The following is a 13351-nucleotide window of genomic DNA, read 5'->3' as shown; positions in this document are numbered from 1 at the left end:
TATGGATACTTTCAGCTATCTGGGTCAGGGATTCGGTGTCGCCCTCACGCCTTACAACCTGATCACGGCACTGTCCGGCACCTTGATCGGCACCGTCGTCGGCCTGCTGCCGGGCCTTGGCCCGATCAACGGCGTCGCGCTGTTGATTCCCATCGCATTCGCACTGGGCCTGCCACCTGAATCGGCACTGATTCTCCTGGCTGCGGTGTATCTGGGTTGTGAATACGGCGGCCGCATCAGCTCGATCCTGCTGAACATCCCCGGCGAAGCCTCTACCGTGATGACCACGCTGGACGGTTATCCCATGGCCCGCAAGGGACTGGCAGGTGTCGCCTTGTCGCTGTCGGCCTGGAGTTCATTCATCGGGGCGTTCATCGCCACCTGCGGCATGGTGCTGTTTGCGCCATTGCTGGCCAAGTGGGCGATAGCCTTCGGCCCGGCGGAATACTTCGTGCTGATGGTCTTTGCGATTGTCTGCCTGGGCGGTATGGCGGGTGATAGGCCGCTCAAGACCTTTATTGCGGCACTGATCGGCCTGTTCCTGTCAGCCGTCGGTATCGATGCCAACAGCGGCGTGTACCGTTTCACCGGTGACAACATTCACCTGACTGACGGCATTCAGTTCGTGGTGCTGGTGCTGGGCCTGTTTTCCATCAGCGAGATTCTGTTGCTGCTGGAGAAAACCCATCGCGGCCAGGAAGCCGTGAAAGCCACCGGGCGCATGCTGTTCAACTTCAAGGAAGCTTCGGCGGTGTTCATCGTGAACATTCGTTGCGGCCTGCTCGGTTTCGGCCTGGGCGTATTGCCGGGCGCCGGTGCAACGCTGGCCAGCGCCGTGGCCTACATGACCGAAAAACGCATTGCCGGCCCAAGCGGCAAGTTCGGCCAGGGCGACATGCGCGGCCTCGCAGCCCCGGAAACCGCCATCGGTGCAACCGCTTGCGGCGCGCTGGTGCCGATGCTGACTCTGGGTGTTCCGGGTTCCGGCACCACGGCGGTGATGATCGGCGCCCTGTCGCTGTACAACATCACGCCCGGCCCGATGCTGTTCCAGCAGCAACCGGACATTGTCTGGGGCTTGATCGCCTCGTTGTTCATCGCCAACATCATGCTGGTGATTCTCAACATCCCGATGATCCGCATCTTCACCCGCATCCTTGCCGTACCGAACTGGGCGCTGGTGCCGGTGATCGCGATCATTACCGCGATTGGCGTCTATGCCGTGCATGCCACGACCTTCGACCTGTTCCTGATGGTGGGTATCGGTATCTTCGGCTACATCCTGCGCAAACTGGACTTCCCGCTGTCGCCGATCCTGCTCGGTTTCATTCTGGGTGGTTTGATGGAGCAGAATCTGCGACGTGCGCTGTCGATCTCCAATGGCGCGCTGGAAATCCTGTGGGCCAGCCCGATCAGCATCGGTGTCTGGATCGTGACGATTTTCATGCTGCTGTTCCCGCTGTACCGGATCTGGCGCAAGCGCTCCAGGCAGTCGCGCGCACTGGCCGATGTCTGACCGGTCCTTTCGTAGCTGGTGGGGAACCCCGCTGGTCGGCCTGCTTGGCGGATACCTCGCCAGCCAGGTCGGCTGGCCTTTGCCATGGATGATCGGCTCGTTGCTGGCGATCATCCTGGTCCGCTGTCTGACACCCTGGCAACTGACGCAAATCCCCGGCGGACGCAAAGTCGGGCAACTGATCATCGGCATCGGGATTGGCCTGCACTTTACCCCGGTAGTCATCGAGCAAGTACTGGAACACTTCGGTCTGATTGTGCTCGGGGCGCTGGTGACCAGTCTTTCCAGCGTGGTCAGCGTCTGGCTGATGCTACGTACCGGGGAAGATCGTCCTACGGCGTTTTTCTCAAGCATGCCGGGCGGCTCGGGGGAGATGGTCAATCTCGGCGCACGCAATGGTGCGACCCTCAGCAGTGTTGCTGCCGCTCAAAGCCTGCGGGTGCTGGCGGTGGTGCTGTGTGTACCGGCGATCTTCAAATACCTGCTGGGTGACGGCACTCCAGCGCTGCATGCCACAACGGTGGACTGGCGATGGTTGTTGTTTCTGCTGCCCGCGGGCGCGGTACTGGCTTTTCTCTGGCAACGCCTCAAACAACCCAATCCCTGGCTATTCGGGCCTCTGCTGCTCAGTTCAGTGGTCAGTGTCGCCTGGGACTTGAAAATCGGACTGCCCAACGGGGCCAGCCAGCTTGGTCAACTGCTGATCGGCAGCGGCCTGGGCTGTCACTTCAATCGTGAGTTCTTCAGGCGGGCACCGTCCTTTCTCGGACGCACGCTAGTGGGGACAGCCCTGACCATGCTGATCGCAGCCCTCGCCGCACTGGGCTTGAGCACCCTCACCCACCTGGACCTGCGCTCCCTGACCCTGGGCATGATGCCAGGCGGCATCGCCGAAATGAGCCTGACAGCCGAGGTGCTGCAACTCTCGGTGCCACTGGTGACAGCAATGCAGGTCATGCGGTTATTGTTTGTGATGTTTCTGGCAGAGCCGTTGTATCGGCGCTGGGATAGGAGATAGGAGCTGCAAGCTTTTGACTTGAGGCTTGCGGCCTTCCCTACTCAAATATCCGACAGCCTCCAATCAATCGGCGCCAGCCCATTCTGCTCCAGATACTTGTTGGCGCGACCAAAATGCCCGTTACCCAGGAAGCCTTTATAGGCCGACAACGGCGACGGGTGAACCGAAGTCAGTACCAGATGCTTGGTGGCGTCCACCAGCTTCTGCTTGCTCTGCGCATGGGAACCCCACAACAGGAAGACCAGATTCGGCTGATGGGCGCTGACGACTTCGATGACCTTGTCGGTGAAATGCTGCCAGCCCTTGCCAGCATGAGAAGCCGCATTGGCCCGCTGCACAGTCAGGGTGGTGTTGAGCATCAGCACGCCCTGATCGGCCCAGGCTTGCAGGCAGCCGTGGTTGGGGATATCAATGTTCAAGTCGCGCTTCAACTCCTTGAAGATATTCACCAGCGAAGGCGGCGCAGGCACGCCGGGTTGTACCGAAAAACACAAGCCATGGGCCTGACCCGGGCCGTGATACGGGTCCTGGCCGAGAATCACGACTTTCACCTGATCCAGCGGCGTCGAGTTGAGCGCATTGAAGATCAGCGGCCCCGGCGGATAGATTTCCTTGCCTTCGACATGTTCCTGGCGCAGGAACTCACGCAGTTGCGACATGTAAGGTTTTTCGAACTCATCGCGCAGCGCCTGCTTCCAGCTGGGCTCAAGTTTGATACGGTCATCGCTTGTCATGGTCATACCCGGTAAAAACACTGCGCGACACTAGGAAAGCTGGCTGCCAATGTCAAATGCGCAGCAGCAAACCAGCAGTTTTCTACACTGGATGGCAGAACGTCGTTTGTAACTGCCTACGAGAGAGTCATGATGAATCTGCAATTTGAAGAGCTGCACGGGCAAGATGGCGCCCGGATCGGCATCGCCAGCCTGGATGCCGAAACATCGCTCAATGCCCTGTCGCTGCCAATGATTCTAGCCCTTCAGGACAAGCTCGCGGCCTGGGCAGACGACCCGCAGATCGTGTGCGTCCTGCTGCGCGGCAACGGGCCGAAAGCCTTTTGTGCCGGCGGCGAGGTGCGCTCACTGGCCGAAGCCTGTCGCGAGGCTCCGGGCACCGTGCCACCTCTGGCGGCCAGCTTCTTTGCGGCGGAATATCGCCTGGACTACAGCCTCCACACCTACCCCAAACCCTTGATTTGCTGGGGCCATGGCTATGTTCTGGGGGGCGGCATGGGATTGCTGCAAGGTGCCAGCATTCGCATCGTAACCCCGAGCAGCCGTCTGGCGATGCCCGAAATCAGCATCGGCCTGTATCCGGATGTAGGTGCCAGCTGGTTTCTGTCTCAACTGCCAGGGAAGCTGGGCCTGTTTCTGGGACTGACCGGCGCTCACATCAATGGCCGTGACGCGCTGGATCTGGACCTGGCCGATCGTTTCCTGCTCGACGAACAGCAAGACGTGCTGATCGAAAGCCTGCTGCAACTGAACTGGCAGGAACAGACCGACGTACAGCTCAACAGCCTGCTCAAGGCCCTGCAACAGGAAGCCCTCCCCCGCTTGCCAGCCGCCCAGTGGCTGCCGCGCAGGGAACAGATCGATGAATTACTGGATGTCGGGAATCTGCCCGGTGCCTGGAATGCCATCGGACATCTGCAACATCAGGACGACGCGCTGCTGGCTCATTGCGCGAAAAACCTACTGGAGGGCTGCCCGTTGACCGCTCATCTGATCTGGGAACAGATCCGTCGAGGCAGGTATCTGTCACTGGCCCAGGTGTTCCAGATGGAATACGCCATGAGCCTCAACTGCTGCAGTCATCCGGAGTTCAACGAAGGTGTGCGGGCGCGACTGATCGACAAGGACCACGCGCCACATTGGCACTGGCAAGATGTGGCCAGGATACCGAGAGCAGTGATTGATGCTCACTTCTCAAAGGCTTGGGAGGGAAGGCATCCGCTGGCGGATTTGTCATAACTATCCAGGTATCGCCAGGCAGGAGCGAATTCATTCGCGAATGAATTCGCTCCTGGGGGGTTAGCAATCAATAACGGCCATCACCCCGGCCTCGATCCCATGACCGGCCGCCTCCGCGGTAGTCATTGCGATAGTCGTTACGGTAGTTGTTCCGGTAACCGTCATTGCCACGGAACCTGTTGTCACGCCATCCGTGGCCCGGTGGCCGACCGGGGTTGTAATAGCGCGGTTGCGGTGGAGGACCGTAGTAGCGCGGCTGAGGCGGTGGCGCGTAATAACGCGGTGGCTGGCTGTAGTAATAGCGTGGCTGAGGCGCTACATAAATGCGCCGCTCCTGATAATAGGAAGAGCGGTAACCGTTGTCATAAGCATACCCTCCAGCGACGACCGTCGTCGGTTGTGTGTACACCTCGGATTCGTAGTAACCAGGACCTGCATAGCAACCTGTCATGAACAGAGCCAGAAAAGCGATGAGCAAGGGTCTTCGATACATGGCGGCCTCCTTGGACCGCGATTGGGCACAACCAGCGACGCTGGTCGGCGTCTGCACATTGGGTCAGCAGACGATTAATCAGACAGCAAAAAGGCCATCTAGTGCGAGACTCCCCCTGTCCACCCGTCCCATCAGATAGTAGCAAAATGGCTCGCAAGCCCTTGATAAACAAGGCCACGGGGCCCCGCACCCCTTCGGCACAAAGATGCTACAAAACATTTCAACCCCGGACGCCTCATCACGGTGCAAACCCGCACCAGCACAAGGCAATCCCGGGCAGGAAAATCGTGTCCTTTTTCCAACACCCATGGAGAAACAAGGCTTGTAGCAAGTTGGCACAACTCTCGCTTAACGATTGATGTGCAGGAGTCAACACAGCTTCGCGGCACCACAATTTGCAATAGCCGACTAGGGTTCCGGCTTGCCGACAGGTAAGTGGCTGGTCCGAGAGTTGGCGACCTCCAGTAGAGGTTACACGGCGGGATAAAAGCCCGGGAGACAGGACACCAGTGGTGTCGAGTTGCTCCTGGCCGCCCCTTTCACTACTGGAGGTTTATTCAGCATGCACAAGCCCAAGTCCCGCCTGTCCGGTCTGCTCGCAGCAGGCCTCATCGCTGCATTGAGCCTCTCGGCACAAGCCGCCCCCAAAGATCACTTCAACGTCTGCTGGACCATTTACGCGGGCTGGATGCCGTGGGAATACGCCGGCACTCAAGGCATCGTCGACAAATGGGCGAAGAAATACGGCATCAAGATCGATATCACCCAGCTCAACGATTACGTCGAATCGATCAATCAGTACACCGCCGGTCAGTTCGACGGCTGCACCATGACCAACATGGATGCCCTGACCATTCCGGCTGCCGGAGGCGTTGAAAGCACAGCGCTGATCGTCAGCGACTTTTCAAACGGCAATGACGGCATCGTGATCAAGGGCGAAGGCAAGACCGTCGCCGACCTCAAAGGCATGGACGTCAATCTGGTCGAGCTGTCGGTTTCCCACTACCTGCTGGCCCGTGCGCTGGACAGCGCAAACCTCACCGAAAAAGACCTCAAGGTGGTCAACACCTCGGACGCCGATATCTCGGCAGCCTTCAACACCGATGAAGTGAAAGCCGTCACCACCTGGAACCCGATGCTTTCGGATATCAAGGCCAGGCCCGGCGTCACGCAAGTCTTCGATTCGAGCAAGATCCCTGGCGAAATCATGGACATGATGGTGGTCAACACCCAGACCCTGAAAGACAACCCGGCCCTGGGCAAAGCTCTGACCGGCGCATGGTTTGAAGTGGTTGCCCTGATGAACGCCAAGTCGGCGGCCAGCAAGGCGGCACTGGAGCACATGGCCAAGGCGTCGGGCACCGACCTGGCGGGCTTCCAGTCGCAGCTCGACACCACCCGGCTGTTTGCCACGCCACAGGAAGCACTGACGTTCGCCACCAGCGCGCAACTGCCAGACACCATGCGCAAGGTCGCCAGTTTCTCCTTCGATCATGGCTTGCTGGGCGAAGGTGCCCGAGATGCAGGCGCCGTGGGCATGTCGTTCGCCAATGGCGTGACTGAAGGCGACAAGGCCAACCTCAAGCTGCACTTCGACCCCAGCTACGTGCAGATGGCCGTCGACAACAAGCTGTAAAACGCACCCAGTCCAAAGGTCATTGCCATGCGCTTGATAAATCGACATCCGGATCGGGCAGGTCGCCTGATTCTGGTGATCCTGCCATTCGCCCTGCTGCTGTTCGCCTATTTCACAGGCTCGGCGACGCGGCTGATGGAAAACCCCAACGACAAACTGCTGCCCAGCGCGGTGCAGATGGCCGATGCGGTCAAGCGTATGGCCTTCACCGAGGACGCGCGCACCGGCAGCTACCTGCTTTGGCAGGACACCGGTTCCAGCCTGCAACGGCTGGCCATCGGGCTGGGAGTCAGCGCCTTGCTGGGCCTGTGCCTGGGGATTGCGTCGGGCATTCTGCCGCTCTTCGGCGCGCCACTCTCGCCGTTACTGACAGTGTTGTCGATGGTGCCGCCGCTGGCGATTCTACCGATTCTGTTCATTGTTTTCGGGCTGGGAGAGTTATCGAAAGTGATGCTGATTGTTATCGGCATCACGCCGATCCTGGCCCGGGATCTGGAACAGCGCGCACGGGAAATCCCCGTGGAATTGCTGATCAAAGCGCAAACCCTCGGCGCCTCGACCTGGACGCTGATCCTGAGGGTGATCCTGCCGCAACTGCTGCCACGCCTGTTGATCGCCTTGCGGCTGGTACTGGGATCTGCCTGGCTGTTCCTGATCGCGGCCGAAGCCATCGCGTCCACTGACGGGCTGGGCTACCGGATTTTCCTGGTACGCCGCTATCTGGCGATGGACGTGATTCTGCCTTACGTGATCTGGATCACCCTGCTCGCCTGGCTGATGGACTGGGGCCTGAAAGCCCTGACCCGTCGTGCATTCCCCTGGTATGAAGGAGCACGAGGATGAGCTTTATCAGTGTGCGCAATGTCTGGCAGCAGTACGACGATCAGGTGGTGCTTGAAGGCTTGAACCTGGACGTGGCCGAGGGTGAGTTCTGCACCCTGGTCGGAGCCTCGGGCTGTGGCAAGTCCACTTTTCTGCGCCTGCTGCTGGGCCAGGAAATCCCCAGTCGTGGCGTTATCACCCTGGACGGCAAGGCTCTGGCCAGCGAGCCGGATCCAAGCCGTGGCGTGGTCTTCCAGCGCTACTCGGTGTTCCCGCACCTGAGCGTGCTGGACAACGTAGCGCTGGGCCTGGAACTGCCGAATGCGCCCTGGCTCGGTCGTCTGTTCGGGCAGGCCAAGCGCGATGCCCGGGAACAGGCGGCCGTGCTGCTGCACAAAGTCGGGCTGGGCCACGCGCTGGACAAATACCCGACCCAACTGTCCGGCGGCATGCAACAACGGCTGGCCATTGCTCAGGCGTTGATCATGAAGCCTCGTGTCCTGCTGCTGGACGAGCCGTTCGGCGCGCTGGACCCCGGCATTCGCAAGGACATGCACAACCTGCTGCTGGAGCTTTGGCAGGAAACCAAGCTGACCGTGTTCATGGTCACCCACGACCTGTCCGAAGGCTTCAACCTCGGCACCCGCCTGATGGTCTTCGACAAAGTGCGCCACGACCCGCACGCCCCCGGCGCCTATGGCGCACGCATCACTTACGACATCCCCTTGAACAGCGACCGCCGTGCAGCTCGCGCGGCTCTCGACTCGATGCTACCGGCTTGAAAGGAGACCGACTCATGACTGACTCAACCACCCTCTTTCCCGTGTTCGCCGAAGAACTTCTGCCTGGCGGAGCCCATCGCTCATTCGTGCTCAAGCGCGGCGAGCTGCTACGCCTTACAGACCTGAACGGCAATGCCAATGTCAGCCTGACGCTGCTCAATGCCCATGAAAAGACCGAACGCCTGAACCTGCCCGACAGCCTCAAGTGCCAACACACCGCCAAGCTCACCAGCGGCCACTGCCTGTACTCGGACATGGGTCGTGTGCTGGCAGCGATCACTGCTGACACCTGCGGCTGGAGCGACAGCCTCGGCGGCGTACTCAACGCGGCGGAAGTCGAAGAGAAATACGGCATGGGCCGCTATCAGGAACTGCGCAATGGTTTCTTCCGCAATGGCGTCGACAACCTGCTGGTAGAGCTGGGCAAATGGGGGTTGGGCCTGTCCGACCTGCTGATGACCCTGAACCTGTTCAGCAGGGTCAATGTGGACGAGGCTGGCAGCCTGCATTTCGTGCCGGACAACTCGAAAGCTGGCGACTACATCGAGCTGTATGCGCCGATGGACACCCTGGTGGTCCTCACTGCCCTGCAACACCCTATGGACCCCACCCCCAAGTACGCCCCGCAGCCTGTGAAGCTGAGCTGGATGAAAGCCGACGCCAGCGTGGCCGAACACTGCCGTACCTCGCGCCCGGAAAACGAGCGTGGTTTTATCAATACCGACCGTCTGTTCGCCTGAGGAGGCCTTGTCATGCATTCGACCCAACACTGCTGCGACGCCACTATTGCGGCTGGCGAACCGTTCCTGGCCGAGGTCAAGGCCGGACAGACCGTGCGCATTCTCGACCTGGAAGGCAATCAGGCCGTCGATACCCTGTTCTACAGCCTGGCCAACCCTCGCGAGCGTTATGACGTACAACGCACGCTGCGCCGCCAGAACAATGTCTACCTGACTACCGGCAGCGTACTGTATTCCAACCTCGGCAAGCCGATGCTGACCATCGTCGATGACACCTGCGGACGTCACGACACCGTCGGCGGAGCCTGTGCCCAGGAAAGCAATACCGTGCGCTATGCCCTGGACAAACGCCACATGCACAGTTGCCGGGACAACTACCTGCGTGCCTGTGTCCATGACGGACGTCTGGGCAAAGGCGACATCGGCCCGAACATCAACTTCTTCATGAACGTCCCGGTGACCGCCGAGGGTGGCCTGACCTTCGAGGACGGCATTTCCGCGCCCGGCAAGTACGTCGAACTGCGCGCCGAGATGGATGTGATCGTGCTGATCTCCAACTGCCCGCAACTGAACAACCCCTGCAACGGCTACAACCCGACTCCGGCCCAGCTGCTGATTCGCGACTGAATCCAGCCAATCGAGCCCTCCACAACGGACGACCGTTGTGCGCAACGACCCATAGCGGGACGGCCCGCTTCCCATCACGAAACCCAGCGAATCTGGGTTTCCGGGGTTTATGCCATGTTCGACAAACTGCTGATCGCCAACCGTGGCGCCATTGCCTGCCGCATCCTGCGAACCCTGCGCACCTTGAAGGTCAAGGGTATTGCGGTCTATTCCGAAGCCGATGCCGCCAGCCTGCACCTGATGCAGGCCGACGAAGCCCATAGCCTGGGTGAAGGCGGCGCGGCGGGTACTTATCTGGCGGTAGACAAGATTCTCGCCATTGCCAAAGACAGTGGCGCCAAAGCGATTCATCCCGGCTACGGTTTTCTGTCTGAAAACGCGGCGTTCGCCCAGGCCTGCGAAGACGCCAACATTGCCTTCGTCGGCCCGACGCCCGAGCAACTGCGCGTCTTCGGTCTTAAGCACACCGCTCGCGCACTGGCCAAAGAACATGGTGTGCCCATGCTCGAAGGCACCGAATTGCTCGACAGCCTTGAGTCGGCACTCACAGCCGCACGTGGCATCGGCTACCCGGTAATGCTCAAAAGCACCGCAGGCGGTGGCGGGATCGGCATGCGCGTGTGCCGGAGCGCCGAAGAGCTGAGCGAATCCTTTGAAGCCGTGAAGCGCCTGGGCCAGAACAATTTCAGCGACGCGGGCGTCTTCATCGAGAAATACATTCAGCGCGCTCGCCACCTTGAAGTGCAGGTTTTCGGTGACGGCCAGGGCGAAGTGCTGGCGCTGGGTGTACGCGACTGCTCGGTGCAGCGTCGCAACCAGAAAGTCCTGGAAGAAACCCCGGCCCCGAACCTGCCGGACGGCATGGCTGACGAACTCTGCACAGCGGCCATCAAGCTGGCCAAGGCGGTCAACTATCGCAGCGCGGGGACCGTAGAGTTTGTCTTCGACAGCGAGGATCAGAGTTTCTACTTTCTGGAAGTGAATACCCGCCTGCAGGTCGAACACGGTGTCACCGAACAAGTGTGGGGGGTCGATCTGGTGGGCTGGATGGTGCAACTGGCAGCCGGGGATCTGCCGCCGCTCAGCGAGTTGCAAGCCACGCTGAAACCCACCGGCCATGCCATTCAGGCGCGGTTGTATGCCGAAGATCCGGGACGCGACTTCCAGCCCTGCCCCGGTCTGCTGACCGCCGTGGACTTTCCGGCTGCCGATGGCAAAAGCTTGCGCATCGATACCTGGGTTGAAGCCGGTTGTGAGATTCCGCCGTTTTTCGATCCGATGATCGCCAAGCTCATCAGTTGGGCACCCGATCGTCAGCAAGCCAGTGACGCATTGGCCGAAGCCTTGAGCAACACGCGCCTGTATGGCGTGGAAACCAACCGCGGCTATTTACAGCAGATCATCGTCGATGCGCCCTTTGCCAGCGGCCAGCCGTGGACCCGTTGCCTGGAAAACCTGATCTATCACGCCGACACCTTTGAAGTGCTCAGCGGCGGCACCCAGACCACTGTGCAGGACTATCCGGGCCGTCTCGGTTACTGGGCCGTTGGTGTACCGCCTTCAGGGCCGATGGACAGCCGGGCCTTGCGCCAGGGCAATCGCCTGCTGGGTAATGCCGAAGGTTGCGCGGCACTGGAAATCACCATGAGCGGCCCGCTGCTACGGTTCAATACCGATGCGGTGGTGGCCATTACCGGCGCGCTGATCCCGATCACCCTTGATGGTGAATCGCAAAACATGAATACGGCGCTGCTGGTTGCTGCAGGTTCGACCCTGGCGCTGGGCACCATTGCCGGTGCCGGGGCACGCAGTTACCTGTGCGTACGCGGCGGGCTGGATGTGCCGGACTATCTGGGCAGCAAAAGCACCTTCACCCTCGGCCAGTTCGGCGGGCATGGTGGACGGGCATTGCGCGCTGGTGATGTGCTGCATATCACGGCCCTTGCTGATCGCAGCGCCGGGCAGCGTGTGCCGGATGAACAGATCGAGCCCCTGGCAGATGTGCGTCAGATTCGCGTGATTTATGGGCCGCATGGTGCGCCGGAGTATTTCACCGAGGGTTACATCAATACGTTCTTTGCCACCGACTGGGAAGTGCATTTCAACTCCAGCCGAACCGGCGTGCGCCTGATAGGACCAAAGCCGGAATGGGTGCGCGCCGATGGTGGCGAAGCGGGTTTGCACCCTTCCAATATCCATGACAATCCCTACGCCATCGGCGCGGTGGATTTTACCGGCGACATGCCTGTCATCCTCGGCCCCGACGGCCCGAGTCTTGGTGGATTCGTCTGCCCGGTGACCATCATCGAAGCGGATCTGTGGCAGTTGGGGCAGCTCAAGGCCGGAGATAAAGTGCGTTTCAGCCCGGTCAGCCTGGAAACAGCCCGCGCCCTAATCCGTAGGAGCGACTTCAGTCGCGAAAGCAATGGTCCAGACACACCCCCTTCGCGGATGAATCCACTCCTACAGAACCCGGTTGTGCTGGATATTGGTCAGGACGACAAACGACTGGTCGCCCGGCTATCAGGCGACACCCATGTGTTGCTGGAAATCGGGGCTCCCGAACTGGATCTGGTGCTGCGATTCCGCGGGCACGCCTTGATGCAGGCACTGGAAAGCAAGGCACTGCCGGGCGTGATCGATCTGACACCGGGCATTCGCTCCCTGCAAGTGCATTACCACCCCGAACAACTGCCTCTCACAACACTGCTGGATATCGTCGCCGGTGAATGGGATGCCGTCTGCGCCACCCAGGACCTGCAAGTCCCGTCGCGCATCGTGCATCTGCCCTTGTCCTGGGACGATCCGGCCTGTCAGTTGGCAATCGAGAAATACATGACCACCGTGCGCAAGGACGCGCCCTGGTGCCCGAGCAATCTGGAGTTCATCCGGCGCATCAATGACCTGCCCAATCTGGATGAAGTGCAACGCACGGTGTTCGACGCCAGCTATCTGGTCATGGGCCTGGGCGACGTCTATCTCGGCGCACCTGTGGCAACACCTCTGGACCCGCGTCATCGCCTGGTCACCACCAAGTACAACCCGGCACGTACCTGGACCGCCGAAAACTCGGTGGGCATCGGCGGGGCCTACATGTGCGTGTACGGCATGGAAGGCCCCGGCGGTTATCAGTTCGTGGGCCGTACGTTGCAGATGTGGAACCGCTATCGCGAAGTCGCCGCCTTTGACGGCAAGCCCTGGCTGCTGCGCTTCTTCGACCAGATCCGTTTTTACCCGGTCAGTGCCGATGAGTTACTGCGCATCCGCCGGGATTTCCCGCTGGGCCGTTACCCGCTGGAGATCGAACACAGCACCCTGAACCTGGCCGACTATCAAGCGTTTCTAGCCAAGGAAGCCGAGGGCATCGCCGCCTTTCGCGGCCAGCAGCAAGCTGCTTTCCAGGCCGAACGCGAGCGCTGGATCGCCAGCGGGCAAGCCAATTTCGAGAGTGAGGAAAGTGCGGCCCCGCTCACCGATGAACCCGCGCTCGAAACCGGCCAGCAAGGGGTCGACAGCCATATCGCCGGCAACCTCTGGCAAGTGCAGGTCCAGCCGGGTGAGCGAGTTTCGGCAGGAGATGTGCTGGTGATTCTGGAGTCCATGAAAATGGAAATCCCGCTGCTGGCTCCCGTGAGCGGCATTGTTCGCGATGTGCGGGTGCAACCTGGCTCGGCGGTGCGAGCCGGGCAACGTGTGGTCGTTCTGGAAACGGACTGAAACCTTGTGTCTTTAACTCTTTCGACG

General features: G+C 60.4%; 11 protein-coding genes and 1 riboswitch. Of the genes, 9 read left to right on the top strand and 2 right to left on the bottom strand.

Annotated features, from left to right (window positions below; all coding sequences use genetic code 11):
* Position 1: 1 nt before the first annotated feature.
* Together CKW23_RS24950 and CKW23_RS24945 are read left to right on the top strand one after the other, a co-directional pair.
* Positions 2-1516, top strand: a complete 1515-nt coding sequence (locus CKW23_RS24950; protein WP_025261588.1) for a tripartite tricarboxylate transporter permease — start codon at positions 2-4, stop codon at positions 1514-1516.
* Positions 1509-2534: an AbrB family transcriptional regulator gene (locus CKW23_RS24945; protein WP_038400013.1), complete on the top strand. Its 1026-nt coding sequence runs from the start codon at positions 1509-1511 to the stop codon at positions 2532-2534. The genes CKW23_RS24950 and CKW23_RS24945 overlap by 8 nt, the downstream gene beginning before the upstream one ends.
* Before the next feature lie 41 nt (positions 2535-2575).
* Here CKW23_RS24945 and ung read toward each other — a convergent pair whose 3' ends face one another.
* Positions 2576-3268: a uracil-DNA glycosylase gene (ung, locus tag CKW23_RS24940; protein WP_025261589.1), complete on the bottom strand. Its 693-nt coding sequence runs from the start codon at positions 3266-3268 to the stop codon at positions 2576-2578.
* 132 nt (positions 3269-3400) lie between these two features.
* Between ung and CKW23_RS24935 the strand changes: the two genes are divergently transcribed.
* The gene (locus CKW23_RS24935) at positions 3401-4507 is read left to right on the top strand and encodes an enoyl-CoA hydratase/isomerase family protein (RefSeq protein WP_025261590.1); all 1107 of its coding nucleotides are present in this window, start codon (positions 3401-3403) and stop codon (positions 4505-4507) included.
* Between the two features lie 67 nt (positions 4508-4574).
* On the opposite strand, the gene CKW23_RS24930 is transcribed toward CKW23_RS24935, so the two are convergent.
* The gene (locus CKW23_RS24930) at positions 4575-4916 is read right to left on the bottom strand and encodes a hypothetical protein (RefSeq protein WP_025261591.1); all 342 of its coding nucleotides are present in this window, start codon (positions 4914-4916) and stop codon (positions 4575-4577) included.
* Between the two features lie 481 nt (positions 4917-5397).
* A riboswitch (guanidine-I (ykkC/yxkD leader) is annotated at positions 5398-5500 on the top strand.
* Between the two features lie 62 nt (positions 5501-5562).
* Between CKW23_RS24930 and CKW23_RS24920 the strand changes: the two genes are divergently transcribed.
* The 6 genes from CKW23_RS24920 (at position 5563) to uca (ending at position 13324) form a co-directional block, all read left to right on the top strand.
* Entirely contained in the window at positions 5563-6636 is a 1074-nt protein-coding gene (locus tag CKW23_RS24920; protein ID WP_025261592.1) for a putative urea ABC transporter substrate-binding protein, read from the top strand.
* A gap of 27 nt (positions 6637-6663) precedes the next feature.
* The gene (locus CKW23_RS24915; protein WP_095068596.1) at positions 6664-7479 is read left to right on the top strand and encodes an ABC transporter permease; all 816 of its coding nucleotides are present in this window, start codon (positions 6664-6666) and stop codon (positions 7477-7479) included.
* Entirely contained in the window at positions 7476-8240 is a 765-nt protein-coding gene (locus tag CKW23_RS24910; protein ID WP_095068595.1) for an ABC transporter ATP-binding protein, read from the top strand. Before CKW23_RS24915 ends, CKW23_RS24910 begins: the two co-directional genes overlap by 4 nt.
* A gap of 14 nt (positions 8241-8254) precedes the next feature.
* A complete protein-coding gene (locus tag CKW23_RS24905; protein WP_025261595.1) occupies positions 8255-8980 on the top strand; it encodes an urea amidolyase associated protein UAAP1 in 726 nt (241 codons plus the stop codon).
* A 12-nt stretch (positions 8981-8992) separates the two neighbouring features.
* The gene (locus CKW23_RS24900; RefSeq protein WP_095068593.1) at positions 8993-9607 is read left to right on the top strand and encodes an urea amidolyase associated protein UAAP2; all 615 of its coding nucleotides are present in this window, start codon (positions 8993-8995) and stop codon (positions 9605-9607) included.
* 114 nt (positions 9608-9721) lie between these two features.
* On the top strand, positions 9722-13324 hold the full coding sequence (gene uca / locus CKW23_RS24895; RefSeq protein ID WP_095068591.1) for an urea carboxylase: 3603 nt from the start codon (positions 9722-9724) through the stop codon (positions 13322-13324).
* Positions 13325-13351: the final 27 nt, after the last annotated feature.

The organism is Pseudomonas sp. Irchel 3A18 (assembly GCF_900187465.1).
GTDB lineage: Bacteria > Pseudomonadota > Gammaproteobacteria > Pseudomonadales > Pseudomonadaceae > Aquipseudomonas > Aquipseudomonas cichorii.
This window is presented reverse-complemented; position numbering and strand designations above follow the sequence as displayed.

What these genes read in the sequence shown, in the direction of transcription:
- CKW23_RS24950 (WP_025261588.1), top strand. Translation starts at nt 2, where the DNA reads ATGGATACTTTCAGCTATCTGGGTCAGGGATTCGGTGTCGCCCTCACG.
- CKW23_RS24945 (WP_038400013.1), top strand. Translation starts at nt 1,509, where the DNA reads ATGTCTGACCGGTCCTTTCGTAGCTGGTGGGGAACCCCGCTGGTCGGC.
- ung (WP_025261589.1), bottom strand. Translation starts at nt 3,268, where the DNA reads ATGACAAGCGATGACCGTATCAAACTTGAGCCCAGCTGGAAGCAGGCG.
- CKW23_RS24935 (WP_025261590.1), top strand. Translation starts at nt 3,401, where the DNA reads ATGAATCTGCAATTTGAAGAGCTGCACGGGCAAGATGGCGCCCGGATC.
- CKW23_RS24920 (WP_025261592.1), top strand. Translation starts at nt 5,563, where the DNA reads ATGCACAAGCCCAAGTCCCGCCTGTCCGGTCTGCTCGCAGCAGGCCTC.
- CKW23_RS24915 (WP_095068596.1), top strand. Translation starts at nt 6,664, where the DNA reads ATGCGCTTGATAAATCGACATCCGGATCGGGCAGGTCGCCTGATTCTG.
- CKW23_RS24910 (WP_095068595.1), top strand. Translation starts at nt 7,476, where the DNA reads ATGAGCTTTATCAGTGTGCGCAATGTCTGGCAGCAGTACGACGATCAG.
- CKW23_RS24905 (WP_025261595.1), top strand. Translation starts at nt 8,255, where the DNA reads ATGACTGACTCAACCACCCTCTTTCCCGTGTTCGCCGAAGAACTTCTG.
- CKW23_RS24900 (WP_095068593.1), top strand. Translation starts at nt 8,993, where the DNA reads ATGCATTCGACCCAACACTGCTGCGACGCCACTATTGCGGCTGGCGAA.
- uca (WP_095068591.1), top strand. Translation starts at nt 9,722, where the DNA reads ATGTTCGACAAACTGCTGATCGCCAACCGTGGCGCCATTGCCTGCCGC.